Consider the following 25,967-nt stretch of genomic DNA (forward strand, 5'->3'; position numbering starts at 1 on the left):
GGGCGCACCTGTGTGTGCGCCCTCAGTCGGGCAGACACATCGGTCTGCCCCTACGACTTGAATCATTTACGGGATGCAGCATTTAGAGCAATACATTTCCCTGCCTTACACCTTAGGTTCGGGGAAATGGATCTGCTGCGCGGGGTCAATCTGCTGCCGAATCTGTTCATAGGCGCGACGCTGGGCCGCAGGGATATCGATTTGTGATAAATCGGGCAGCGTACTATCAACCTCCTGTAAAAAGGCCAGCGCCGCCTCCATGTTATCCATGAAGCGGATACGAACCCCAAAGATTTGGAGCGTGGTCGAAACAAAAAACTTGAGCAAGCGATCATCTAAACCGATGACGACGACCCAACCGATTTTAGGATGACGCCCCGACTTCAGTTTCGACAAATCCTGAATGCGCGGCATCGTTTCGACTTCAGAGTAGTCGTGAATGCCGTGCAGGAGCGAACCGGACACCTGATCGATTGTGGCCAACACGCGTTCATCAAAATCGGGTAGTTCGTCTGCCCGCAGAGCGTGCCACCCCTTCGCCAGAATCAACTTCCCTTCAACCAACCAGGCTAATCCAACCGGCATTGTACTTTCTCCATGCAAGAGCTCGACGTTGGTTCTATCCTATGAGAAAAACATACTTTTAGAATCTTAAGATGAGGATTTTAGTGGTTACGAACTGCTCGGCTGAGGCGCTGCTGTAACCACATGATGCCCAGATAGATCACAGCCGCAGCAAACAGGAACAGCAGCGGATCGGTCGGGACGCGGTAGCGCGTGGACGGGTGGAAGATGAGGTAAATGAGCGTCATGCAGATCTGCACGAACCACAGCAGCGACACCTCGCGCCACTCCTTAAACGTGAGCACGATACCGATCAATGAAAGGAGCAGCAGCCCGCCGAAGTAGACCCGGTGCAGCACGCGTCCGATCTGGTCGAACAACGGCTGCTGATACTGGGTCACGGGGTCATCGCCCGTGATTTGGGCATTCGCATCGGGGATCACATTGCCCTGAGCGTCGAGGCTGGGCACGACCCCGGCCACCGGGTTCAGCCGGGGGAAGATGTCGATGCTCCAGTGCGTGAGGAACTTCACCCACAGGAGTTCGGGAACCACCGCGGGGTTTGCCTTGAGGTAGTCCCACGTGAGCGCATACCAACGGCGATCCCCCGCGGGCGTTTCGGGAATCTCCTCGGCGGGCGGTGTCACCCACTGCGTATCGTAGCCCGCGCGGTAAAACGGGATTGACTGCGGATTGTTGCCTTGATAGAAATTCGACCCGCCATTCACCGAAAACGTTCCGAACGAGCCGTACACGTGAGCATTGCGGATGAACCACGGGAGCACAACGAGCAGGCTGACGAGCGCCACCGGAATTAAACGGAGGATGCTGCTCAGCAAGGAGCGGCGGAATAAAAACCAGATCGCGATCAAGGCGGTGAGCGGCAAAACGTTCGGACGCGCCAGCGCCAGCACGCCGAGCAGGCCACCGCCACCGAGCGCGAGCAGCCACGCCGCGCGGTCCAAGTGGTCGCGGTCGCGCAGCGCGATTAGAGTGAGCAGAAAGGCGTAGAGCAGCGCCATGAAGAATGGCGTATCGATCAGCGTGAGGTTCTGGAAGATCAGATAGGGATAGACCGCGTACAGCCCGCCAGCAATCCAGCCGATCCACATCTGCCGGAACAAGCGCCGCCCAATTTCGACCAGCACGGCGATCGACAGTACATCCAGCGCGATATGGACCGCGCCCACGCTCAACGCGGAGCGCCCCAACAGGGCATACACGCCCGCGAGGAAATAGCTGTAGCCGGGCGGGAGAATCGCATCCGGCACGCCGGGGGTCAGACCGTAGACGCCCGTTTGCAGCAAATTGACCGCATACGTATCAAACGCGCCCGAACCGTGAATCGCGCCCGTCTGCTCGAAGGCGAACACGCCGGGGAACGCCAGCAGCACGATCAGGCGGATGATCGCCGCGCCGATCAACAGCAGCGGCACGCGATAACGTTGGAAACTAGCGCGCATACGTATCCAGAAAGGCTTTGAGCGGCGGATTAGTCGCCTCCGGATTCATCAGATTTGCCGCATGGGCGCCGCCGGGGATGCGTACCAGCCCCTTGACGTGGGGCAGCACCCGCACCAGCGTGCGTTCCGCCAGCGCCATCGGGATGCCCTGATCGCCTTCGCCGTGCATGACGAGCGTAGGCGCGGTTATCTGTCCGGCTTTCGCGCTCGGGATCTCGTCCCGGTCGATCAGCGTGTTCATCCCATGAAACACATTGGCCGCCGGCAGCGCCTGCCAGCGCGGAATCCAGTAAGCGCGCAGCGCCTGATGCGTGCCGAGGAATAATTGGGCGAACACGTTGATCACTTCCGCCTTCCCGTCCCCGGCGAAGCCATCACGCATCGAGCGATAGATCGCTTTGACCTCATCCGTGTCGATGCCGTTGTAGGTGCTGAGGAACACGGCGGCGGACACGCGTTCCGGGTAGCGCAGCGCAAGGCGGACTAACGTATAGCCACCCTGCGACATGCCGACGAAAGCGGCCTGTTGAATGCCCAGCTGATCGAGCAAACCGATGGCATCGGCAGCGGTGTCGTAAAGCGAGAATGGGCGGCCATCCCAGCGCGTTTGCCCGAGCGTGCGCGCGTCAAAGCGGATGCAGCGGTAATCGGCGCGCAAATACTCCACCTGCGGATCGAACATGGTCTGATCAAACAGGAAGCCATGCATAAACACGACCGCGGGGAGGTCGCCGCCGCTGTCCTCGTAGTACAGGCCTTGCCCGTTGATTTCGGCTGTTGCCATCGCCGTCCACTTTCGTTTGCGTTCCGATCACCGCTGATTGTAGCGCGGCAGGCCGTGATCGCTATGTACGCCTAAGACTTGAAGAAGCTCTTCGCGAAGAACCACAGATTCGCCGGACGCTCCGCGAGGCGGCGCATAAAGTATGGATACCACGCTTCGCCAAACGGGACGTACACCCGCACCGGGAAACCCGCCTGTGCCAGTTCGAGCTGGCGGGCGCTGCGGATGCCATACAACATCTGGAATTCGCTGCGGTTCTGCAGATTGCCCGCGCGGATCAGTCCTTCCGCCGTCTGGATGATGTTCTCGTCGTGCGTCGCCAACTGCAAATAGGCGGGCGGCGGCGCGGCGAGGTAGGCGCGCATCACCTCGACGTAGTTCTTATCCACGTCGGCTTTTTCGGGGAAGGCGACCGTGGGCGGTTCAAGGTAAGCGCCCTTGCACAGGCGAATGGTCGCGCCTTCAGTCGCCAGCGCGCGCATATCGTCCGCCGTGCGGAAGAGATAGGCTTGGATCACCGTACCGAGGTTGTCGAAGTCGTAATCCTGATGCATGGTGCGGAAGATTTGCAGCGTCTTCTCGGTGTAGGCGCTGCTCTCCATGTCGATGGTGACGGAGATAGCATGCGCCTTGGCGTCGGTGAGAATTGCCCGCAGGTTGAGCAGGCAGAGTTCTTCGCCGATATCCAGGCCGAGGTGCGTCAGCTTGAGCGAGACGCCCGCTTGTAGGCCACGTTCGTGAATCGACGCGAGCAGGCGGCGGTAGGTGCTGACGACGTCTTCGGTATCGGCGGCGCTCGCGACGCTTTCGCCGAGGTAGTCAAGCGAGACGAGCAAGCCCTGATCGTTCAACTGGCGGCTGACGGTCAGCGCCTCGTCGATGGTCTCACCCGCGATGAAACGCCGCGCCACGGTGCGCGCCACGCCCCAGCGCATGACGATTCCGCGCGCCCATTTCGCCGCCGATAAGTAAAGGAGTAACCGTCGCAGCATATGTCTCCGCCTTTCCACGCATTGTATTTGTTATCAGCTTGGTTGAATACGACCTGATTCAAAACGAAAAACCTGTAGGGACGAGGCATGCCTCGTCCTCAATCCTTATCAACCCAACGAAAGGACGAGATAATGCAGTTTAAGAAAACGATACGGATTACCCCTCTCCCACGTGGGAGAGAGGAGAAAAGTGGGACGCTGGCTCCCCTCCCCGAATTCGGGGAGGGGCCGGGGGTGGGGTCGGTACTCCGCCTTCATAAGTTAAACCGCATTATCTCGTCCCTACAAATGAAGAACCTATCCTTGATAGCAGCCTTTCGCCTTAGTCGAAGGGCGGAAGCTTATACGTCCATCGTCCCGCTGGTGTAGAAGAGAGGCCGGGCGTGAGGTCAGCCGATTTGCAGCAGGAAGCGCAGCCCCACGAACAGCAGGAAGATGCCGTACAGCCGCTTGACCGTTGTCGAGGGCAAGCCGAGCGCCAACCGCGCCCCGCCCAATGCGCCGACCACTAAACCAGCCGCGATTAACGCCGAATCCCGCACATTGAACATGTTCGCCTGATAGTAGGAGATCACGCCGCCCAAGCCGACCGGGAGCAGCAGCGCGCCCAATGACGTGCCGACCGCCAGCTTTTGGTCAAACTTGAGGAAGGCGACCAGCGCGGGCACAATCACGATGCCGCCGCCGACGCCGAACATGCCGGAGACCACGCCCGCGCCCAACCCGAGGATCAACAGGCTGATGAACGAGGCGCTCGTCTCGTGCCCGACGACTTCGACGGGCTTGGTGCCTGCGCGAATATCCGCCAGCCATTTGCGCGGCTCCATAAAGCGCCACGCCGCATAGAGCAAAAACGCGCCGTACAGCCGCTGCAGCGTGTCAACCGGGAGGTTGAGCGCCAACTGCGACCCGAACCACCCGCCGACGATCAAGCCGAGCGCGATGATCGCCGACACGCTGATTTTCATTTTCCCGGCGCGGTAGTATTCGATTACAGCGAAGATGCCGACCGGGAGCAAGAGCGCTCCGAGCGACGTCGCCACCGCGGGTTTGAGTTCATAGCTAAACAGGGTGACCAGAACGGGGACAATGACCACGCCCCCACCGATACCGAACATTCCCGAAAGTACCCCGGCTGCCAAGCCCAGAATGAGCAGGGGGATCGCCTGTTCCATGAGCGGACTCCATTGATGAGCAAAGTCTGACTAGTGTATCCTGACACCATGAGTCCATCTATGATAGGATGTAGGTATTGGACTGTGAGGGATGTCCTGATGAGCGACCGAACCGAACAACTGATCCTGATGCTGACGCCGGAAGAAAAAGCGCGGATTGAGCGACTAGCGCGGGCTACGCGGCAAACACCTGAAGACTATCTGCTCGATCTCTTCCATCGTCAAGCGAGCGATGATGATGCAGTGATCGATATCGAGACCAACCTCCGTCAGGCTGTCCGAGAAGTCAACGGGGGGAAGACAACCCCAATTACCAGCGTGTGGGATATTCTGGATCAACCTGACGAACAATGACTGATCCCAGCATCGAAGTTCGCGTAACGCCCAATTTTGAACGCTCACTCAAGCGTCTCAGCAAGAAATATCGCCGCATCGGTTACGATGTTGACCCGCTCATCCAGAAACTGCGCTCCGGCGAAACGCCCGGCGATCAGATTCCGGGCGCGGGTTTCACGGTCTACAAGGAACGCCTGCCGAACCGTGATGCGCAGGCGGGGAAAAGCGGCGGCTACCGCGTCATCTATTACATTCTCACCGAAAGCACGATCTATCTTCTCGAAATCTACGCCAAAACCGAACAAACCGACATCCCGCTGGAGCACATCCGACGCATCATCAGCGAAGAAATTACAGCGCCCCCAACGGCAGAGGACTAACATTTGCAAATCGGACCGGATATTTACCCCGATCACCATTTCTTGCTGATCGCCCCCAATCTCGGCTCGGAGTGGCTCTTCGACGCCGCGCGCCAATACTGGGAACGCTATCGCCCGACCGTGGTCAGCAGCACGCGCTTCATGGGTCTCGTGCCGCCCGACAAAACGGTCACGGTGACCGTCGTCGCGCGCCGCGACATTGAGCCGGATATCGCGCGGCAGATGATCGTCACCGCGCCCAACGCCTACTACGATCCCGTCGTTTTCGAGGCGTTCGACGACGCCAAAGCGGAACTCAACCGCCGCGCCGAACAGGGGCAGCCGTTCGGCATGCCGCTCTCGATCCCGACGCCGACCTACGACCCGAATATGCCGGTGGTCATCCCCACGGCGACGCATCCGCCGGGCTTCATCACGCAGACGCCTGATCCCGCGCTGCTCACACCCGAGTCCACCCGCCAGCAGATCAACCCGACGCCGGGTCCCATCACCGGAGGCTGAACCGATGCGCTTAAGCGATTATGTATGGTCGCGCAACCCGCGCGGCTTGCACGTCAGTAGCATTTACCAGACCCCGCTGGAAGTTTCGCGCTACGGGCAGATTCACGCCGGGTGGGCGAAGCTGATGGCGGCGGGCTACGAATACGTCGACGACGCGCAGGTGCTCATGAGCATGGGCATTACGCCCGTGGTACGTCTGTATCTGGGGCGCTACGGCGCAGGGCCGTTCGACCAGAATCTGCGCTCGATCATGGATGCGTTCATCGCCGTGGGCGTGAAGTGGTTCGAGTTCTACAATGAGCCGAATCTCGGCGTCGAATGGCCGGAGGGCTTTGACCCGAACTGGCAGGACGTCGACAACGTGATCCGCCCGCTGATGGATAACTGGCTGTTGTGGGCAGAATACACGGTCAGCCGTGGGTGCTACCCCGGTTTCATCCCGCTGGCGGAAAGCGACACGCCGCGTTACGCCGCCATCATGTGGATGGACGCTTTTCTCAACTACCTCGCGCAAAACCACTTTGACCGCTTCCGCAACGTGCTGGCGAACGGTTTATACGTGGCGACGCATCCGTACACGCTCAACCACTTCTATCAGGAAGCGCCGGGCGGTGGGGCACGGCCGCCATCGGCGCAGAACGCGCGCGAAGGCGGCTGGCACTTCGAATATCCGTATGATCCGATCTCGCAGGCCGCTGACCCCGGTCGTACGATCTACGGTGGCACGCCGCAAACGCCCTACGGCGATCCGGTCGGCTTGCTGGCGATGGGCATGATGTTCAACGAACGCGCCGCGCAGATGTTCGGCGCGCAGGTGGTCCCCGTGCTCGGCACGGAAGGCGGCATCTGGCCGTTTCGTGGCGGCTCCTTCCAGCAGGATCGGCGCTACCCGCCCTACGACGAGAACAGTCAGGCCGAGGCGACTGTCGCCATGTTCGAATGGATCGCGCGGCAAGCGCCGCCGTGGTTCTTCGGGGTGACGCTGTGGAAAGAAGATGAATACTACGTGCCAACCACCGCCCCGGCGATTGGTCGGCTGGCGGAGACGCCGCCGATCTTCAAAGAGGTGCCTGATACCGAGGTGATGAATCCGAATTTCGGCGGGCCAGTCCAGCCGGAGGATTTCGGGCCGGGACCGATTCACGGCGCGCCGGATTATCACATGATCATTCTTGGGCCGGGGTTGGAACCGCGCTGGTTCTTCGAGACGGCGCAGTCGTATTGGAACCTCTTCCGCCCGATCGTCACCGCGCACACGGAGCTGATCGACTATATTCCCAACACGCAGAGCCTGGCCGTCACGGTGATCACGCCGCCGGACACTGCCGAAGCGCTGCGCGTCGCCATCGCCGAGCGTTACCCGAATGTGCTGTTCGACCTCGTGCTGACGGACGACATCGAAAGCGTGCGCTTCCTCTTCAACGACCGCGTGCTGCTGAATAGAAGATTTGGGTGAGAGTCAACGTCACCCCCTAACCCCCTCTCCATGCGGAGAGGGGGCTGGGGGGTGAGGTAAGGTCACGGCGTGACCCACGCGAGGGGCTGCGCGCGGTTTGCCGGGTTGCCCGTGTACAGCGGTGACAGCACGCCATCGCCAAGCGTCACACCGACCAGATCGCTGTAGTAGGGTGCATCGCCCGCATACAACTGCGCGACGACACCGCTCCCGTCCGGCGTGACCAGCAGGCCATCCTGAAAATTGCCACGCAGCACACGCCGCGTCGTCCCGGCAGTGAGATCGAGCGCGTTGAGCGAGCCGTCGCCGTTCGCGTTGATCTCGGCGTAGACCACGTTGTTCGGTGCAAACGCAATCCCGCCGATGGTATCCAGAGCCAGGTCGAGGCGCACCGGCATCGACGGATCGTTCAATTCGATGACGGTCAAGCCGTTGCGGTTATTCCCCGGCGAAGTGATCGGCAGCGCCAGCCACGCGCCATCCGGCGACTGAACGCGCACGCGGCGTGGGTCTTCGTGATGCGGCAGCAGCACCTGGCGGTCGATCAGCGTCAGCACCGAGTAATCGGTCATGTTGACGAGCACCAGCGACGCCGTGCGCGAGGTCACGCCGTCCGGCACGGTGATATAGGCATACGTCCCATTCGGCGACAACCAAATGTTATTGGTACGCGCATAGGGTAAATACACGCCGCCTGTGTCCGCAGATGCCGCCAGCGTCCCCATGCGCTCGTTCAGGTCGACGGTATAGAGCTGCCAGTCCGTGCCCTGATTCGTGCAGCGCTGCCCCAGCACCACCGCGGCTTGATCGCCGTGCAGCGCCAGCGCCGCGCTGGTGAAGCGACACGTTTCCCCGGTTGGGGTGAGCGTGAGAATTTCGCGGTTATCGGTGCCATCCCACAGCAGAATCGCCGCTTCGACGGCTTCGCCGCGCGCGTTCTGGTAGAAGCGGACGAACACGGCGCGGTTGTCTTCGAGCACATAGGTGGTCACATCGTCAAACGAGGCGACCGCGCCGAGCGACGCGGTGTCCAGCACGTGCAGCACGCCATCGGCGTACTCTTTGGTGAAGGCGGACGGGTTGTAATCGAGATAGGCGAGGCGTGATCCATCCGGCGCGAACTGGAACGTGCCATCGTCAAAGCAGGCGAGGTTGTAGGTGGTGGCCAGCGGGGCGGAGATCTGCGTCCCGTTGAGCAGGTACAGGCTGCCCGACGCGCCGCCCGCGTAGACGGCGACAGTATCACCGGACTGGCCGCACGGCACAACGAGTGAATCGGTGGCGGCCAGCGGCAGCACCGGGCTGATCGTACCATCAGCCTCGATCAGCGCGATTTGCCCGCCGGTGTGAGCATCGCGCCCGCCCTGAATATCGACCCACGCGAGGAGCTGCGGCGGCGGCAGGGCTTCCGCGGTGACAGCTTGCGCCTGACTATCCTCGACAGTCGGCGTCACGGTGACCGATGCGCCCGCGCCCGCACAGGCCGAGAGCGCGATCAGCACGATCAACAGAAGGAAACGACGAATTGAGAACATGGTGCTTCCCACATAATTGTAAAGCTGCATGAATGCACCTGTAGTATAGCGCCAGACCGGTAATCGATAACTTGAGGCTCTATTAATCGAAGCTCGATCCGCCCCCACCGGAGTCACCCCCACCGCCCGAGTCGCCCCCGCCACCAGAGTCGCCCCCGCCGCTCCAGCTATCGCCGCCGGAACTCCAACTGCTGTCGCTGCCGCTGCTCCACGTGCTGGTGCTGCTCCCGGTGGAGATGGGCGCGGGATGGCTGGTCATGGCGGACGCCGCCGAGTTGAGCATCTCCGTCAAGCCGGTGCTGATCGAGGCGAGCGAGGCGCTCAACCCCTGCGACAGTGAATCGAGGCTCGCGCCGACATTCGGCAGCGGGATACCGTCGGCGCTTGGGGCAGAAGCGTTCTGGTCGAAATCGAAGGTATCACTCGGGTCGAAGCTGTACGGCAACGGGTGGAACGGGATATACCACGGCGGCGCGATCACATCCGGTTCGCGGCTCAAGCGCCGGATCCACGCCTGATCCAGCCCGAAGGCGATGGTATAGGGTAGATAGCGGCTGAAATTCGCCACACTCATGCCGAGCTGATCCTGCAACACGTCGGCTTTTTCAAGGTAGCGCCGGAAAGCCGACCACTTGGCGAAGGCTTCTTCGCCTTGGCGCGTGCGATTGGTGAAACGTCGGAGCAGCAGCCACGCGCTGAGGCCATCGACGATCATGACCACACCGATCAGGATGACCAGCCCGGTGAAATCGCTGCCCGGCAGCCCGCCGAAAACCGCGCCGATTTGCGCTGCGATGCGGTCGCGCCAATACACGATCACGCCGAGGCCGATCATGATCAGCCCGAGGCTGATGAACGAGACTGTCCCACGGCGGCTCGCGCCCCGCGGTCGAACGAGGCCTGCACCTTCGAGGTCGGCGCGAATCGACTGGGAGATTGTGCCGAGCACGGTATAGAAGCTGTTCTCCAGCGAACTGACCGTGCGCGCATCCAGACTGCTGAAGACTCTGCGCAAAATCTGGTGTTCGAACGGGCGCAGCATCTCGCCCACGGCGGGTTTCAACTGGCGGAAGAGATGATCATCCGCGAGCTGTTCCATTTGCAGATAGCCGCGATGCGCCAGATCGAAGAGGGTCGCCAGCACATGACGCGCCCCCACCGAGCGACTGTCCAGCAGCGCGGCGGCCAGCGCAGGCGGCAGATTATCCGGTGGTTCGGTCAGATATTCGGGCACGATGACACGCACCTGCTGTTGGCGCAGCAGCAGCGTGACGATGGTCAGCGGCACGCCCAAACCGAGGACAGCCGCCAGCGCCAGCGCCAGCACATTGATGAGCGGGAGCTGCTCCGCGCGGAAGGTTTCCTGTTCCAGCGCCGTGATCTGCCAGGCCGGGGTGCGCGCCTCCGGGTGGTGCGGGAACTGCACACGCACGCTGACAAACGTATTGGCCGCAATGCCGTCGAGGATGGTCACGCTGACCACGCCGTCTTCCACCTCGACCGTGCCTGTGCTGGCCGTGACCGGGTCAACTCCCGCGCGCGGCGCGTAGCCTTCGGGGAGCTGAAGCGTGATCAACGAGCGGCGGATCGGGTAGTCGTGGTCTTCGGGGATCGCCCGCCACTGAATCTGATCGCCGCCATCGTAGATGCGAATCGCGCCAATCAGGTCATATTCGAGCTTGATGCGCACGGTTTCATCGGTGACGGGCGCTGGAAACACATAGCGCACGCGCACCTCGTCGCCCCCGTTCGTGATGCACACATGCCCCGGTTGCTCGTCGCAGCCCTCGGTGAGCCGCAGGCCGTCCACGCTCACACGCAGGTTGGAGTAGCGTTCCAAATTGGCCAAGCTGAGCGTGCGCGTCCCCGCGCGGAACGTCCCGGTGAACGTCAAATCCTGCTGTTCAGTGACATGGAAGCTGTTCGCGACGGCATCGACCTCCGTGATCGCCACGTTCCAGCGTTCGCCGTAGACCGAGCGGTTGTCCTGCGCGTACACGCTGCCGCCGCTCACCAGCAGGATCAGTAGGATCAATAGCCATCGGCGCATCATCGTCTCTCCCTTGTAGTTCCAGCTTGATTTTACGGAAGAATGGCGAAGTTTGCGCTCTCAAATACATGAGCCAGTACTTATTTCGTAACAACCTTGCACGGAAAAGCCTGGCTAGTGTTACAATGGTACTTAGGTGAAGTAAGGCTGTTGGTGCAAGGAAGCTGCAATGCCGATACGCGTCATGCTCGTCGACGACCACGCGCACATTCACAAAATTGTCTCTACCATTCTGGAGGCAGCGACCGACATCACGCTGGTGGCGCAGTGCAGCAATGGCCAGGAAGCGCTGCTGCTGTGTGCCGAACACCAACCCGATATCATCCTCATGGACGTGATTATGCCCGTCATGGATGGCATCGAAGCCACCCAGCGCGTGCACCAGACCTTCCCGCACATCAAAATTCTTGTGCTCTCGGCCTTTCAGGACGACGACAGCGTGCATGCGATGCTGGCGGGCGGCGCCATCGGCTACATCCTCAAAACCTCACTGGTCACCGACCTCGTGCATACCATCCGCACGATCTCCGCGGGCAATACCGTGCTCTCGGCAGAAGTCGCGCGCGTACTGCTCGGCGGCGTGGGTCTGCAAGCGGACGCGGGGCAGGACTTCAAGCTGACGCAGCGCGAGCTGGAGATTTTGCGCGCGATGGCGGAAGGCCTGAACAACGGCGAGATCGCGGCGCGCTTCGTCATCAGCCAGTCAACGGTCAAGTTTCACATCGCCAACCTGCTCGACAAAATGGGCGTGCAAACCCGTTCCGAAGCCATTGTGCTGGCCGCCAAGAACAACCTCGTCTAGTTTCTAAAACGCTAACTTAACGTCAGTTAGGGATAACGCTTCGCTGACCCCACCCCCGGCCCCTGTCAGGGGTAGGTTTTTAATGCTTCCTAATGGAATGCGCGTTTCTTTCGCCAAAACCCCTGTAGGGACGAGGCATGCCTCGTCCTGTTTTTCTCTGGATTGGACGAAAAGCCTGCCATCCGTGAAAGCAAAAGAAGGTTTTAGCGAATAGGGTGACGGTTGTTTTGGCAAGAGGACGAGGCATGCCTCGTCCCTACAATTAAAAACCTACCCCTGAGAGCCCTCGGCCCCTCCCCGAATTCAGTTGACGGAGGGACACTTTTAACAATCGAGAGGATTGTAGGGACGCCCAACGGGGCGTCCGCCAGATCGTGCGCAAAACGGACGCGCCGTTGCGCGTCCCTACGAAATCTGTTTCCCCTCAAACTGGTGCCTTAATGGTTCCCAATGTTAAAACTGTCCCTCCGTCAGCCGAATTCAGGGAGGGGAGACAGCAAAAACCGGGTTCGTCTCCTCGCTCCCCGCTTGCGTGGGAGCGGGGTTGGGGGTGAGGGGGACGCACGCATGAGGCTTATCCCTAACGGACGCTAACTTAGTGCGCCTTCTGGCAAGTCCTCTCAATTGAGCAGGGTATTCCCGTAAGGGCGCACTTGTGTGTGCGCCCTCAGTTGGGCAGACACAGCGGTCTGCCCCTACAATCACACATCACGTCAACCAGATAACGGGCGCGCCAGCCACTCCCGCCACACGGCGAGCGCGGGACGTTCGCCGCCGTCCTCGTCGTACAGTCCCGTGTCGCGCCACGCGATTTCCAAGGTTTCGTTTGACCCTAACCAACGCCACACCGCGTCATAATCGCGCAGCACAAAGTTGACCACGAATTCAAAGTCGTGCTCCTGCGCGGAATTGAGCAGATAATCAATCCATGCCTGCTGCTTGGTCGAATCGGAGTTGAATTCAACGCGCAGATCGCCGATGTAAATAGCGAAATCCTGCGCGGGATACCCTGTTTCGGTCACGGCCTGCGGCTTATCGGTCAGCGCCGCCAGTTCATCAAAAAGTTCGGTCGGGATCGCGATGGTCATGTAATCGGTGAAATAGGGATAAACCGACCAACCGATGATGTCCGTGTAGTCGAGCAGGTCATTGAGCGCGCGCATCTGATTCGCGTGGTTCGCATCCGTATACCCCTCAGCCACATCGATCCCGGTCAGTGAGACGAACGCGGGCAAGTCGGGGTAACGTTCCTTGAGGTGCGCATAGACGGCGCGATGCAGCACCATGTAGGCCTCCCACTTCTCCGGCGCGAGCTTCATCAGCAGATTGACCTCAATGCCGAACATGAAGTAGTCCGGTTGGAAATACTCGATCATTGTGTCGCAGTACTGAATGTACGCGGCGATCACGTCCGGGTGATCGAAGGGGTAACTGGCAAACGGCGCGGGCAGCGGCATTTGATCGCCCGTACCGCGATACTCCGCCAAGCCGTCCCGTGTGAAGGCAATCGGTGTGGTTGTCAGCAGCAGTTGATGATCGCGCGGATTGAGCGCCCGCCGCCATGACATATCATCGAGCACGTGCTGGTTGTACGGCTCGTTGGCGAGCGCCTCCGTCCACGGCACGCCGTTATCGAAGTGCTGCACGATGAGATCCGCATCGTCAGCAATGCGATCATAGGTGTAGGTGACAGCCTCGACGCTAATATCATAGGGAAACGGCGTGAAACCCATGAGAAACGAGCGTGGGTCGGTATTTTGCGCGTGGACGGACGTAAATCCGGTCAGTACCACCAACATGAGCAGCAATTTTTTCATCATCACCTCGTGCGACGACTAGGTCTCACCTGGCGGGCGAGGTTTGCGTTATGCGCTATACGCAGCGGCGTACGGTTGGGATGCGGCTTATTCAGGTTTTCTGACAATTCGGACGCCGCGCACGGCCCACGCCCGCGCGATCAGATTGATGGAGCCATCCACCGCGGTTGGGAGCCGCTCGCGCAGATAGTCGCGCAGAGTCGCGCAGTTGATCGCGAGCCTTTGCGTCCAGCGCCTGCACATAGGTCGGCGCGGTGCCCTGCCCGCCGAGGAAGGGCGTCCAATAATCGTCGAAATCGCGGAACTGGGTTGGTATGTCGATGCTGCGCGTGCTGACCTGCTCGAGTCCCGCGCTGCGCCACAGCGCCGCCAGCGGTTCCGGCTGACAGATGGGAAAGCGGCGGCTTTCGTCCAGTTCCAGCGCCCCGGCATTGAGCGCCACGACCGCGTCCCAGAAGTAGCGCATCAACTGCATCTGGTCGGCGTAATCCCACACATACACTGCAACCGTGCCACCGGGACGCACCGCCTGCGTCATTTCCTGCACCATCCGCAGGTGGTCCGGCACAAAATTCAGGCACAAACCGGAGACTGCCGCGTCATAGTGATCGCGCTCGACGGGCAGGCTCACGGCGTCACCAACCTGAAAGGTAACCCGGTCATCGCTCACCTGCTGCCGCGCATATGCGACGAACGCCGCCGATTTGTCGACACCCGAGACGGCAGCAGGCTCAGCCACGCGCAAAATTGACTGGCTGAGCGCGCCCGTTCCGCAGCCGACATCCAGCCAACGCCCACGCGGCGACACGCCGAGCCACGGCACAAATTCGGCGGCGACGAGGCGGCTCCAGCGCCCAACATACGACTCGTAAATCCCGCCCGCATCCCAGTTTTCCAGACGCTTGGGGGTGGTCATCCTGCCCTCTTTTCACACAGCACGGACTGTTGATTGTCAGTATAGTCCGTTTTAGCGGCGCTGAACGGTCAAATAGTAATGTCGGGCGAAATACTTTCGGCAGATGCAAAGTGAAGCTACCATATCTGAAGCTGACAATCACGACTCGGCTGCACGAGGAGAAGCCCGATGAGTTTCAACGACCGCGATGGCGTCTACACGATCCACTTTCAAGACGGCCGCATCAAACTGCTCGACTGCACGGGCGCGCAAGTCCAGCCGGGGACAGCCCGCACCATCGCGCGCATTCTCTTCGACCAGAACCAGATCGAAACGTGTGTCTATGTCGGCAAGACGAGCGACAAGCTCAAGATCGTGCGCGGCGAGGATGCCCTGCGCATGAAACCGGAACGCGACAACCTGACCGGGCAGGAGATCGAACTCCTCGTCAAAATCAAATGCCGGGGGCGCAGCGAAGCGACGCAGTTGGAAACGAGCATCCACAACTTTCTCACGCATCTGGGGCGACAGACCTTCCGGCGTGAATGGTACGTCTTCGTGCCCAGCGACGCCGACGTGCTGATCAACGTGCTGCAAACGCACGATCCCGTACACGCTCACGAATTCTTCGAGTTCGCGCTCAAGGAATACACCGAGCTGTATCAGATGAAGATGACCAGCACCGAACCCAGGCTGGAACTGCTGGAACGCATCACCAACATCAAGAACACGGCGCTGCGGCGGCACGCTTACGCCTACTTCAAGTTCACATAAGCGTCGTCCTAATTTCAAGAGATCAGGCTCTTTAAATAGGTTGCTGTTGGTGATAGCGATCAGCGGACGCGATTTATCGCGTCCCTACGAAAACCGTTTCGGCCTGGCGGATACTTGCTGACTCCCCCCCGAATTCGGGGAGGGGCCGGAGGTGGGTGGTTGACAAAAACGCGAGACAGGTCGTCTCGCGTTTTCGATTCAATCGCCGGAGGTGCCCGACTTTGCGGGTGGAGCGGCGCGGCCTTTCAAGCGCACGTAGATCGCGCTCGCGCCGCCCTTCGCCGGGCGGGACTTGCGCACCTCGAACATGTTCGGGTACGCCTGAATCAGCGACAGGAGCTGCCGGTGACCATACGTGCGCGGGTCGAACGCCGGGTCAAGCTGACGCAGCTTGTTGCCCATCGCGCCCAAGAACGCCCAGCCATCCTCCTGTACGGCGAGATCATACGCCATGCGGAACAGCACGCGCACATCGGCGGGCGGTTCGGCGGCCTCTTCGTCCGGTTTAGCGGGTGTGGCTTTGGTCGGCGTGGGCGGCTTGGTGACGATTTCGGGTGGCGCTTCGCTCTTGGCGAGGTTTTCGGTGTACACAAACAGATCGCAGGCGTTGACGAACGAGCGCGGCGTGAGCAGACGGCCAATCCCCATGACGAACAGATTCTTCTCGCGAATGCGAATGGCCAAGCGCGTGTAATCGCTGTCGCTGGAGACAAGGCAGAAGCCATCAACGCCGGACGTGTACAGGATATCCATCGCGTCAATGATCATGGCGCTGTCGGTCGCGTTCTTGCCGACCGTGTTGCGAAACTGCTGAATCGGCTGGAGGGCGTGGCTTTGCAGCGTCTCCTTCCAGCTCTTCATGTTCGACTCCGTCCAATCGCCGTAAATGCGGCGGATGGTGACGAGGCCGTACTTGCTCGTTTCCGCCAGCATCTCCCCGATGATCGCGGCGCTGGCGTTGTCACCATCGATCAGCATGGCGAGGCGGCGATTGGTATCGTTCGCGGACGCCACAGGACTAAGCCAGTTCTCGGTGCTGCTTCGCTGCGCGCTCGAGAGCCCGCTGCGCTTCACGGACATTGATTTTGGGCGCGACATCGGTGTAAAACTGCGCTGCGATTTCCTCAAGTGCGGTTTGCCCCGTTTCAGAATTATCGGTCAGGTTGAGGGCGTAATCCGCTTCGTGTAAGCCTTCAATCGGCTCTAGCTTGATTTCGGTGATGTTTTCGCGGCGGACGCGCTCGAAGTTCTGGCGACGCTTGTCCGCTTCGGCGGCGCGTCCCGCGTTGCCCGCCGCTTGATAGTAATCGCGCAGCCGGGCTTCCAAATCAATGGCAAAGGCGAGAATCGCCCCAAACGTGTTCAATGACATGCTGTCTTGTCCTGATTGGCAACCATAATTGCGGTCTATGATACTCGAAGAGCGGCGCATTCCCAACAGGCTGGCTGTGGGGGGCCCCGGAACGGATGTTAATAATCAAACAATACCGACCTTTAATATGTGACATTGATCATGGCTCATTACTGTCAAAAGACACTCCATTGACGATTCGTAAATATCTATATGACTCGCCAATTCTCTATTGCAGACTTCCGCCTATCATAGAAATGATGACCAGCGCCAAATATACGTACTCACTGAGGATTTGAGCAATGACCGACCACGAATTCACGCTGTTTGCTCCAGCGGAACGCATTGCGCCTGAACAGATCGCCATCGAAGCGCCCGCCGTGCAGGCCGCGCTCGAACTCCAGCCGCTGCTGGACGCGGTGCCCAATGTGCTGCTCGTCCTCAATCGCTATCGGCAGGTGATCTACTCGAATCAGGCGCTGCTGGATTTGCTGCAAATCGACGACCCAGCGCAGATCTACGGGCTGCGTCCCGGCGAAGTGCTGCAATGCGGTCACGCCTTTGAAAACCCGGGCGGCTGCGGCACGGCGGAAGCGTGCAGCACGTGCGGCGCAGTGCAGGCGATCCTGATCGGCCTGAGCGGCAAGGCGGCGGTCAAGGAATGCCGCATCACCACGCGTTCCGGCTCGGCGCTCGATCTGCGCGTGTGGGCGAAGCCGCTGCAGGTCAACGGCGAAATCTGCACCGTGTTCGCTATCGCCGACATCAGCGACGAGAAACGCCGCGACATTCTGGAACGCATTTTCCTGCACGATATGCACAATACTGCCGCGTTGGTCATGTCCTACACCGACTTGATGCAGGATCTGGAGACTTTCTCGCAGGTCGAACAAGCTCAGTTGAAGCAGCAGCTCCACCAGATTGCCTTCCACATGATCCGCGACATCGACACGCACCGTATCCTCATGGCAGCGGAGGCGAACCGCCTGCAGCTTGCCCCCGTCCTGACCGACGCCGCGGAAGTGCTGCGCGACGCGCAGGCCGAATATCACCAGTATGGACACGATCAGCACATCGAGATCGTGGTCGAGCCGACGCCGACGCCTGTGCGTTTCACGACGGATCGGTCGCTGGTCGATCGCGTGATCGGCAACATGGTCAAGAATGCGCTCGAAGCTTCGACCAGCGGCGATGCGATCACGCTGCGCGTCCTGCCGGATGCAGCGGGCGCCACCTTTGCCGTGCACAATCCGCTGCCCATGCCGCGCAAGGTGCAGTTACAGGTCTTCCAACGCTCGTATTCGACCAAAGGCGCGGGGCGCGGTCTGGGGACGTACAGCATCAAGCTGCTGAGCGAGAACTATCTGCAAGGCAAAGTGTGGTTTGAAAGTTCGGAGGACGCGGGCACGACCTTCTATACGTGGTATCCGCGCCAGATGACGACATAAAGCGAGCTAGGCATGCCTAAGTTGACAATTCTCTATGCGGATGACAACCCGCGCAATCATGATTTCGTGCGGCTGGCGCTGCGCAGCGAAGATGTCCGGTTGCTGGAAGCAGCCGATGGTCAGGCGGCCATCGACATGGCGCTGCGCGAACGCCCCGATCTCATCCTCATGGACATCAACATGCCGGAGGTCAATGGGCTGGAGGCGACGCGGCGGCTCAAAGCCATGCCAGATATGGCGCACATCCCGATCATCGCGCTGACGGCGAATTCCATGCCGGGTGATCGCGAAGAGTGCCTCGCCGCGGGCTGTGACGCCTACCTCATCAAGCCGATCATCCGGCACGAGCTGCTGCACACGATCCACCAGTTCACCACCCCGCCTCATACCTCACCGGATTGACGGTCGTAATTGCGATAGATCATGCCGGAGTAGGGGCGCAGCCCGAGCCGCTCGTAAAACGGCTGGACATCCGGGTCGCAGATCAGGTCAATCATGTACAGGTGGCGCAGTTGATCGAGCAGGTGCTTGACTAACGCGCTGCCGATCCCCTGCCCGCGGTACGCGGGCAGCACTTCCAGATGCGGAATATAGGCCGCGAGCACGCCATCGCTGATCGCCGTGATGTAGCCAACGACCGGGCCAGTTTCACCGTCGCGCGCCAGCACCACATGGCTGCTCCCATGCAGCACCTTGAGATGAGTCTCTGGCGTGGGCGGGTTCGGCCAGCCCGCGTAGAAACCACCGCGGAGATGGTCGGCGGTGATGCCCAAGAGTGAATCGCAGTAAACAATCATCCGTTTCAATCCCACCTTCCGAATAAGAGCGTGTCCAATCGCCTGTAGGGACGAGGCATGCGGGTGTTTATAAACCCCTCACCCCCAACCCCTCTCCCACGCAAGCGGGGAGAGGAGAGGTATTGCGAGCAATGTTGTCTCCCCTCCCTGAATTCGGGGAGGGGCGGGGGTGGGGTCGGAAGCTGACCTTTTTCAACGCCCTCATGCCTCGGCCTAATTTTTTAGACACCGTCTGAAGCCGCGCACGCCCTAATTCTGGAGTGCCGACCAGCGAACTTCCACTTCAATGGTGCTCCGGGTGAACTCCAGCGGGATCTGCACGAACACATAGGCGGCGGTATCCCCGCTGAACAGCACCTCGAGGCTTTGCTCGGACGGCCAGATCACGTCCCGGCCCCCGTTACCCAGCAGCACGCTCTCACCAATGGGATCACTCGCGCGCTGCACGGTCGCGACCGCTCCGCTGCCCGTCACCAGCCGAAAATCGACCTGCGCGGCTTGGGCCGAGTTCAGCGCCAGCGGAATGAGGACGATCGGCTGCTGGTAGGACGGCGCGGCGACCCGAGTTTCGCCCGCCGCCAGCGGCGCACCCGACAGGTAGATCGTGTGCAGTTGGTACGGGCTGGTCGTGTGGACGAGAATCCGGTACGTCTCCGCCCCCAGATAATAGAGCAGCATACGCTGTAGGCCGACGCGGTTGGCGTCCGCCAGCCCAAAGCTCGCCCAATCGATCAGCTCGGGCAGGTGCGCCACCGCGGAGCGCTCAAAGTCGAGCAGGCGGGAGGGCAGATGCGCCGTCCACAGGAAATCGCCGTCGGTCGTCAGGTCTTCGACCTGAACCGAGAACGGCACGAAATCGGCGACGCGCACACTGTAGGTTTGATAGGGCGCAACCAGCTCCTCCGGCGCATACACGCTGTCCAGATCGAGCTCTTGGGGCATTGTCTGATAGGCGGTCAGGCGATAGTCGACGCTCGTTTCGATGGGGCGCGCAAATGTGATGTCCGCCCATTCCTCGCGGTTCGGCGTGCTGGTCGACGAGACGAGATGCAGCAGCGTCACCGGGCCATCACCCGATGCGCCGTGCGGCTGGCACTCGCTCTCCGCCGCGCCATTCGCCGTCTGCCAGCCGCGGCAGATGGTCGCGGTCAACACGCCGGGCGCATTCAATTCAAAAACGACATCTGCGCCCGGCGGCAGCGCCACGCGATAGGTCACGGGCGCATCGTCCGCGCTCAAGCTCCCCGTGATCGGATCACCAGCCCGGAGCAGCGGCGGCTGCGGTGTCACGGATTGGAACGCCGCCACTGGCAGCAGCGCCCCGGTCAGCGCCCAAGCGACCACGAGCAGGAATGTGCTGAACTTCATCAAACGCCTTTCAAGCAAGTGGATAGAAATAACAGGGACGAGGTTAACCTCGTCCCGATGTGCCTTCATTTCAACTGACAACTGTCAACTTTGGGTTACAGCCAGCGTTCGATGACGATCTTGCGATCCATGAAGAAATCGACCGCGTCCGGGCCTTGACCGTGCAGGTCGCCGAAGAACGAGTCCTTCTTGCCGCCGAACGGGAACGAGGCGGTCGCCGCGGCGACGCCCACGTTGATGCCGATATTCCCGGCGTTGACGCGATACTTGAATTCACGGGCGTGCTTGCCGCTGGCGGTGAACAGGCTGGCGGCGTTGCCGTAGCGGCTGCTGTTGACCAGCTTGACCGCGTCGTCGAAGCTGTCGGCGCGCATGATCGCCAGCACCGGCCCAAAGATTTCATCCTTGGCGACGCTCATGTCGGCGGTGACGCCGTCGAGGATGGTCGGGCCGACGAACGAACCTTCAAAGCCTTCGACTTTCTTGTTGCGGCCATCCAGCGCGACCTGCGCGCCATCCGCCACACCCTGCGTGATCATCTTTTCGATGCGTTCGCGCGCCGATGCCGAGATGACCGTGCCCATCTGCGTGGTTTCGTCCAGGCCGTAGCCGACGCGCAGACCAGAGGCGCGGCGCACCAGTTCGTTGCGCAGCGGTTCGTAAGCGTCGCCGACCGCGACCACCACCGACCCGGCGAGGCAGCGCTGACCCGCGCAGCCATAGGCCGAGCCCATGATGTTGGCGACGCTGGCGCCCATATCGGCATCGGGCATGACGACGATGTAGTTCTTCGCGCCGCCCTGCGCCTGCACGCGCTTGCCGTGCTTGGCGCACGTCTCATAGACCAGCTTGGCGACCGGGCTGGAGCCGACGAACGACACGCCGACGATATCCGGATGTTCCATCACCGCCATCGACGCTTCTTTGCCGCCGTGCACGAGGTTGACCACGCCTTCCGGCAGGCCGAGTTCGTCCAGCAGTTCGTAGAGCAACTGCATGCTGATCGGCGTCTGGGGCGACGGCTTGACGATATAAGTGTTGCCGCAAGTGATCGCGGTGGGCAGGAACCACAGCGGCACCATCATCGGGAAGTTGAACGGCGTGATGGCCGCGAACACGCCGAGCGGCTGACGTTCCGCCGTCTCGTCGATGCCCGAGCTGACATCTTCGAGCGTGTAGCCGCGAATCAGCGAGGGGAGCTGGAGCGCGAAGTCCACGCTTTCGATACCACGGCGGACTTCACCGCGCGCTTCGTCGCGGGTCTTGCCGTTTTCTTCGACGACGATCCGGGTCAGGTCTTCGAAACGGTCTTCAAGCAGCGCCTTAAAGCGATACATGTACTGCGCGCGGCTGAGGACGGGCGTGCTGCGCCATTCGTCAAAGGCGGCCTGCGCGGCCTTGACGGCCTTGTCGACGTCTTCACGGGTGCCTTCGGGGACGGTAGCGAGCGTTTCACAGGTGGCCGGATTGATGACGGATGTGGTCGCGGGCGAAGTGGACTCAACCCACTCGCCGCCAATGTAGTGTTTAAGCTGCTGAACCATGTTGATCCCTGCTAAAGATTTTTACAAGCGATAGGTACGCGCAAGTGTACCACACCTAAAGCAGGTTACCGAAAGGGTGGGCGGTGCTGACCGACGTTAGCACATGTGCGAGGGGATCGACTCCAGCCACGCGCGGTATTGATCAAGGTCTACGCCGAGCAAATAGGCGTACCACGCCTGCACGTTGCGCGGCGCGAGTTCATCGTAGGCGGCGATCATCGTGTCGACTTCGATGCCGTCTTCGGTGACGATGGCGAGACGCCGGCTCGGGGGATATCGTCATGCAGCAGCAGCCGCGACAGTTCGTCGATGACGGTTTCCGTCGCCCACTCATGCAAATGCGCGTGGATCTCTTCGCCGTCTGCATCGGGTTCATACATAAAATCGGTGACGTTCTCAATCGCCGCGCGCAGGGCGGGCAGCACCGTCTCGATGATTTCCCGATGCGCTTTCATCAGCAAATCGAGTCGAACACCGGTTTCCGAGGTTTGAGAACTGAGATCGTGCATTGTAGAACCTCACATAGACACAGGGCGTGCGCATCTGCCAGCGGATTTTAGGAACACTGCCCTTAACCTGAGTATACAAAAAAGTTGAGATCTCAAGGCTTGTTTTTTGCGAAGGTATGATTTTTCAATCTATTCTCGAACGGCACCTTCGGGACGAGGCGGCTGCCCATCTTGTTTAACCTCACCCCTAAATCCCCTCTCCTCCTCTCAGGGGTAGGTTTTTCATACTGCCCCATGGAAAACGGATCTCCTGCGCCAAAAAACCTGTAGGGACGAGGCATGCCTCGTCCTATTTTCCCCTCTGGTTTAGCCCAAAAGCCTGTCATCCGTGCAAGCAAACAGAATGTTTTAGCCAAGAGGGTGACGGCTGGTTTGGCACAGGAGGACGAGGCATGCCTCGTCCCTACAATTTAAACCCTCCCTGACTCCCCTCAGGTACACCACAGTCGGAACGGCCGGGAGCTCGTGGGAATAGCTTGCACTTCGCCTGGGGAGAGCGGACGCAATTTATTGCGTCCCTACACAACACCGTCCCTCAAACGAATTCAGTGAGGGGAGACGGGTTGCCAACCATGCACTAGATTCAGGAATTAAGCACACAACTGCGGCGCGTTGACCCGATTCAGGTGTTTCTCCGATGCGATTCCTACGCTTTGCTCATAAACTATCTTTGAAACATTTTACTGTTATGGGGGATTCCGCATGGACTTTAACCAGTACACCAACAAAGCGCGCGAGGCACTGCTGCGCGCGCAGACCAATGCCAACGACCTTGGCCACAGCAGCGTCGAGCCGATTCACATCCTCGGCGCGTTAATCGGGCAGAAGGACGGCGTCGTGCCGCAGGTTGTCGCCAAGATCGGCGCGCGCCCGACGGCGCTCCTGAGCGAGATCGAAACGCTGCTCAAAGATCGCCCACGCGCGTATGGCAGCAACGTCAAGGCGACGCTCAACAAGCCCGCGCTCGACGTGCTCACGCAGGCCGAACGCGAAGCCGAAAAGATGAAAGACGAGTACGTCAGCACGGAGCATTTGCTGATCGCGCTGGCGGACGAACGCAGCGTGAGCGGGATGCTCAAGACGGCAGGCGTCACCCGCGATGCGATCTTCGACGCGCTGACGACCATTCGCGGCGGGCAGCGCATCACCTCGCAAGATCCCGAAAACACGTTCCAGAGTCTCGAAAAGTATGGGCGCGACCTGACCGCCTTAGCGCGGCGCGGCAAGCTCGATCCGGTGATCGGGCGCGAAGACGAAATCCGCCGCGTGATTCAGGTCATCAGCCGCCGCACGAAGAACAACCCGGTGCTGATCGGCGAGGCGGGCGTCGGCAAGACGGCCATCGTCGAAGGGCTGGCGCAGCGCATCGTCAACGGCGATGTGCCGGAAGGCCTACGCGATAAGCAGCTCGTCGCGCTGGATATGGGCGCGCTGGTCGCCGGGGCGAAGTTCCGCGGCGAATTTGAGGAACGCCTCAAGGCCGTGCTCAAAGAGGTGCAGGACAGCGAAGGCCGCGTGATTCTGTTCCTTGACGAACTGCATACGATTGTCGGAGCGGGCGCGGCGGAAGGCGCGATGGACGCCAGCAATATGCTCAAACCGCTGCTGGCGCGCGGCGAACTGCGCTGCGTCGGCGCGACGACGATTGACGAATACCGCGACTACATCGAGAAGGACGCGGCGCTCGAACGGCGCTTCCAGCCCGTCATGGTGGATGAGCCGAGCGTCGAAGACACGATCAGCATTTTGCGCGGGCTGAAGGAACGCTACGAGGTGCATCACGGCGTGCGCATTCAGGACAGCGCGGTGATCGCCGCGGCGACCCTCTCCGCGCGCTACCTGCCGGATCGCCAACTGCCCGACAAGGCCATCGACCTGATCGACGAGGCGGCGGCGCGGCTCAAGATGGAGATCGACTCCAAGCCGAGCGTGCTGGACGCAGTGGATCGCGGCATCATGCAGTTGGAGATCGAGCGCGAGGCGCTCAAGAAGGAGCGCGACAAGGCGTCGCAGGAACGTTTGGCCGCCATCGAGAGCGAGATCGCCAACCTGCGTGAACAGTCGAACGCGCTCAGCGCCCGCTGGCAGATGGAAAAGGGCGCGATTGAGAGCATTCGCGAGACGAAAGCCAAAATCGACGAGGCGAAGGTGCAGCTTGAGCAGGCCGAACGCCGCGCCGATCTCGAAGGGGCGGCGCGCCTGCGCTACGGCACGCTCCCCGAACTGGAGAAACAGTTAGCGGCGCGGGAAGCGCAGTCGACACAGCTCCGGCAGGACGGCGGCACGATGCTGCACGAAGAAGTTGACGCCGACACCATCGCTGATGTGGTTTCCAAGTGGACGGGCATCCCGGTCACGCGGCTGCTGGAAGGCGAAGTCGAAAAGCTGCTGCGCATGGAAGATCGGCTGCACGAACGCGTGATCGGGCAGGAAGATGCGGTGCACGCGGTCGCGGCGGCAGTGCGGCGGTCGCGCGCGGGTCTGCAAGACCCCAACCGTCCGATCGGCACGTTCCTGTTCCTCGGTCCGACGGGCGTCGGTAAAACCGAATTGGCGCGCTCGGTCGCGGATTTCCTGTTTGACGATGAAGACGCCATGATCCGCATCGACATGAGCGAGTACGGCGAACGGCACGCGGTCGCCCGCTTGATCGGCGCGCCGCCCGGCTATGTCGGCTACGAGGAAGGCGGTCAGCTCACCGAATCGGTGCGCCGCCGTCCGTACAGCGTCGTGCTGCTGGATGAAGTCGAAAAGGCGCATCCGGACGTGTTCAACGTGTTCCTGCAGGTGTTCGACGATGGCCGCCTGACCGATGGACAGGGGCGCACGGTCGATTTCACCAACGCGATCATCATCATGACGAGCAACGTGGGCAGCGACATGATCAAGCGGATGGGCGCAGACCCCGACAAGAAGGTGCTGCGCGAGGCGATCACGACGGAACTGGATAACTACTTCCGTCCGGAATTCCTCAACCGTCTGGACGATATCATCATCTTCACCAGCCTGACACAGGCCGACCTGACGCGCATCGTCAGCATTCAGCTCAAGCGGCTGGAACGCCTGCTGCGCGAACGCCGCCTGTCGCTGGAAGTGACCAACGACGCCAAGCTGTACCTCGCCGAGCGCGGCTTTGACCCGGTGTACGGGGCGCGTCCGCTCAAGCGGGCGATTCAGCGCGAACTGCAAGACCCGCTGGCGAACTTCATCCTCGAGGGGCACGTCCACGAAGGCGATCACGTGATTGCGGATATCAACGAATCGGCGGACGGCATGGAATTCACCACCGTGCCGCAAAGCGAAGCGGTGTAGGGCAAACCTCAAACCCCGGGGGGGGGGGGGGACGGGGTTTTGGCCAGCTCCGGGCATGCCTCGTCCCTACAGGTCTTTGAGGAGGGGAGCCTCACATCCTAGCCGCGTTTTTGC

At 60.8% G+C, this 25,967-nt stretch carries 25 protein-coding genes; 9 read left to right on the forward strand and 16 right to left on the reverse strand.

Going from position 1 to position 25,967, the window contains the following annotated elements; genetic code table 11:
- Positions 1–105: 105 nt before the first annotated feature.
- The 5 genes from IPK17_RS08005 to IPK17_RS08025 form a co-directional block, all read right to left on the reverse strand.
- A complete protein-coding gene (locus IPK17_RS08005; RefSeq protein WP_343417162.1) occupies positions 106–585 on the reverse strand; it encodes a hypothetical protein in 480 nt (159 codons plus the stop codon).
- An 80-nt stretch (positions 586–665) separates the two neighbouring features.
- The gene (locus IPK17_RS08010; RefSeq protein ID WP_343417163.1) at positions 666–2,027 is read right to left on the reverse strand and encodes a glycosyltransferase family 39 protein; all 1,362 of its coding nucleotides are present in this window, start codon (positions 2,025–2,027) and stop codon (positions 666–668) included.
- A complete protein-coding gene (locus tag IPK17_RS08015) occupies positions 2,017–2,811 on the reverse strand; it encodes an alpha/beta fold hydrolase (RefSeq protein ID WP_343417164.1) in 795 nt (264 codons plus the stop codon). Before IPK17_RS08015 ends, IPK17_RS08010 begins: the two co-directional genes overlap by 11 nt.
- 71 nt (positions 2,812–2,882) lie before the next feature.
- A complete protein-coding gene (locus tag IPK17_RS08020; protein WP_343417165.1) occupies positions 2,883–3,803 on the reverse strand; it encodes a proline dehydrogenase family protein in 921 nt (306 codons plus the stop codon).
- 389 nt (positions 3,804–4,192) lie between these two features.
- Entirely contained in the window at positions 4,193–4,978 is a 786-nt protein-coding gene (locus tag IPK17_RS08025) for a sulfite exporter TauE/SafE family protein (RefSeq protein ID WP_343417166.1), read from the reverse strand.
- A gap of 99 nt (positions 4,979–5,077) precedes the next feature.
- On the opposite strand from IPK17_RS08025, the gene IPK17_RS08030 reads away from it, so the two are divergent.
- From IPK17_RS08030 to IPK17_RS08045, 4 genes are read left to right on the forward strand one after another with little or no spacing between them, the layout of a single operon-like run.
- Positions 5,078–5,332 (forward strand): hypothetical protein, encoded by a 255-nt coding sequence (locus IPK17_RS08030; protein ID WP_343417167.1) that lies wholly within the window; start codon positions 5,078–5,080, stop codon positions 5,330–5,332.
- Positions 5,329–5,694, forward strand: coding sequence for a type II toxin-antitoxin system RelE/ParE family toxin (locus IPK17_RS08035; protein ID WP_343417168.1), 366 nt, complete (start codon positions 5,329–5,331; stop codon positions 5,692–5,694). Before IPK17_RS08030 ends, IPK17_RS08035 begins: the two co-directional genes overlap by 4 nt.
- Positions 5,695–5,697: 3 nt before the next feature.
- Positions 5,698–6,195 carry a hypothetical protein gene (locus IPK17_RS08040; RefSeq protein WP_343417169.1) on the forward strand — a complete coding sequence of 166 codons (498 nt, stop codon included), beginning with the start codon at positions 5,698–5,700 and terminating at the stop codon, positions 6,193–6,195.
- Between the two features lie 4 nt (positions 6,196–6,199).
- A complete protein-coding gene (locus IPK17_RS08045; RefSeq protein WP_343417170.1) occupies positions 6,200–7,651 on the forward strand; it encodes a hypothetical protein in 1,452 nt (483 codons plus the stop codon).
- Positions 7,652–7,713: 62 nt separating this feature from the next.
- Here IPK17_RS08045 and IPK17_RS08050 read toward each other — a convergent pair whose 3' ends face one another.
- Positions 7,714–9,216, reverse strand: a complete 1,503-nt coding sequence (locus IPK17_RS08050) for a hypothetical protein (RefSeq protein ID WP_343417171.1) — start codon at positions 9,214–9,216, stop codon at positions 7,714–7,716.
- A 52-nt stretch (positions 9,217–9,268) separates the two neighbouring features.
- Complete coding sequence (locus IPK17_RS08055; protein WP_343417172.1) at positions 9,269–11,239, reverse strand: DUF2207 family protein; 1,971 nt, start codon at positions 11,237–11,239, stop codon at positions 9,269–9,271.
- A gap of 166 nt (positions 11,240–11,405) precedes the next feature.
- On the opposite strand from IPK17_RS08055, the gene IPK17_RS08060 reads away from it, so the two are divergent.
- Positions 11,406–12,038 (forward strand): response regulator, encoded by a 633-nt coding sequence (locus IPK17_RS08060; protein WP_343417173.1) that lies wholly within the window; start codon positions 11,406–11,408, stop codon positions 12,036–12,038.
- Positions 12,039–12,751: 713 nt separating this feature from the next.
- Here IPK17_RS08060 and IPK17_RS08065 read toward each other — a convergent pair.
- Complete coding sequence (locus IPK17_RS08065; protein ID WP_343417174.1) at positions 12,752–13,858, reverse strand: hypothetical protein; 1,107 nt, start codon at positions 13,856–13,858, stop codon at positions 12,752–12,754.
- A gap of 88 nt (positions 13,859–13,946) precedes the next feature.
- On the reverse strand, positions 13,947–14,771 hold the full coding sequence (locus tag IPK17_RS08070) for a class I SAM-dependent methyltransferase (RefSeq protein ID WP_343417175.1): 825 nt from the start codon (positions 14,769–14,771) through the stop codon (positions 13,947–13,949).
- A 168-nt stretch (positions 14,772–14,939) separates the two neighbouring features.
- On the opposite strand from IPK17_RS08070, the gene IPK17_RS08075 reads away from it, so the two are divergent.
- Positions 14,940–15,524 (forward strand): hypothetical protein, encoded by a 585-nt coding sequence (locus IPK17_RS08075; RefSeq protein WP_343417176.1) that lies wholly within the window; start codon positions 14,940–14,942, stop codon positions 15,522–15,524.
- A gap of 198 nt (positions 15,525–15,722) precedes the next feature.
- Here IPK17_RS08075 and IPK17_RS08080 read toward each other — a convergent pair whose 3' ends face one another.
- Both IPK17_RS08080 and IPK17_RS08085 read right to left on the reverse strand, forming a co-directional pair.
- The gene (locus tag IPK17_RS08080; protein ID WP_343417177.1) at positions 15,723–16,538 is read right to left on the reverse strand and encodes an NYN domain-containing protein; all 816 of its coding nucleotides are present in this window, start codon (positions 16,536–16,538) and stop codon (positions 15,723–15,725) included.
- A 4-nt stretch (positions 16,539–16,542) separates the two neighbouring features.
- Positions 16,543–16,896 (reverse strand): hypothetical protein, encoded by a 354-nt coding sequence (locus tag IPK17_RS08085; RefSeq protein WP_343417178.1) that lies wholly within the window; start codon positions 16,894–16,896, stop codon positions 16,543–16,545.
- A 281-nt stretch (positions 16,897–17,177) separates the two neighbouring features.
- Here IPK17_RS08085 and IPK17_RS08090 point away from each other — a divergent pair, with 281 nt between their 5' ends.
- On the forward strand, positions 17,178–18,323 hold the full coding sequence (locus IPK17_RS08090; RefSeq protein WP_343417179.1) for a sensor histidine kinase: 1,146 nt from the start codon (positions 17,178–17,180) through the stop codon (positions 18,321–18,323).
- A gap of 12 nt (positions 18,324–18,335) precedes the next feature.
- Entirely contained in the window at positions 18,336–18,725 is a 390-nt protein-coding gene (locus tag IPK17_RS08095) for a response regulator (RefSeq protein ID WP_343417180.1), read from the forward strand.
- On the opposite strand, the gene IPK17_RS08100 is transcribed toward IPK17_RS08095, so the two are convergent.
- The 5 genes from IPK17_RS08100 to IPK17_RS08120 form a co-directional block, all read right to left on the reverse strand.
- The gene (locus IPK17_RS08100; RefSeq protein ID WP_343417181.1) at positions 18,707–19,120 is read right to left on the reverse strand and encodes a GNAT family N-acetyltransferase; all 414 of its coding nucleotides are present in this window, start codon (positions 19,118–19,120) and stop codon (positions 18,707–18,709) included. The two genes, IPK17_RS08095 and IPK17_RS08100, sit on opposite strands and share 19 nt — an antisense overlap.
- A gap of 249 nt (positions 19,121–19,369) precedes the next feature.
- Entirely contained in the window at positions 19,370–20,488 is a 1,119-nt protein-coding gene (locus IPK17_RS08105; RefSeq protein ID WP_343417182.1) for a hypothetical protein, read from the reverse strand.
- A 95-nt stretch (positions 20,489–20,583) separates the two neighbouring features.
- A complete protein-coding gene (locus IPK17_RS08110) occupies positions 20,584–22,032 on the reverse strand; it encodes a CoA-acylating methylmalonate-semialdehyde dehydrogenase (RefSeq protein WP_343417183.1) in 1,449 nt (482 codons plus the stop codon).
- 96 nt (positions 22,033–22,128) lie between these two features.
- On the reverse strand, positions 22,129–22,251 hold the full coding sequence (locus tag IPK17_RS08115) for a hypothetical protein (protein ID WP_343417184.1): 123 nt from the start codon (positions 22,249–22,251) through the stop codon (positions 22,129–22,131).
- Positions 22,248–22,541, reverse strand: a complete 294-nt coding sequence (locus tag IPK17_RS08120; protein WP_343417185.1) for a hypothetical protein — start codon at positions 22,539–22,541, stop codon at positions 22,248–22,250. The genes IPK17_RS08115 and IPK17_RS08120 overlap by 4 nt, the downstream gene beginning before the upstream one ends.
- A gap of 702 nt (positions 22,542–23,243) precedes the next feature.
- Between IPK17_RS08120 and clpB the strand changes: the two genes are divergently transcribed.
- A complete protein-coding gene (gene clpB, locus IPK17_RS08125) occupies positions 23,244–25,853 on the forward strand; it encodes an ATP-dependent chaperone ClpB (RefSeq protein WP_343417186.1) in 2,610 nt (869 codons plus the stop codon).
- The last annotated feature ends 114 nt before the right edge of the window (positions 25,854–25,967 follow it).

It is taken from the genome of Candidatus Flexifilum breve (genome assembly GCF_016713355.1).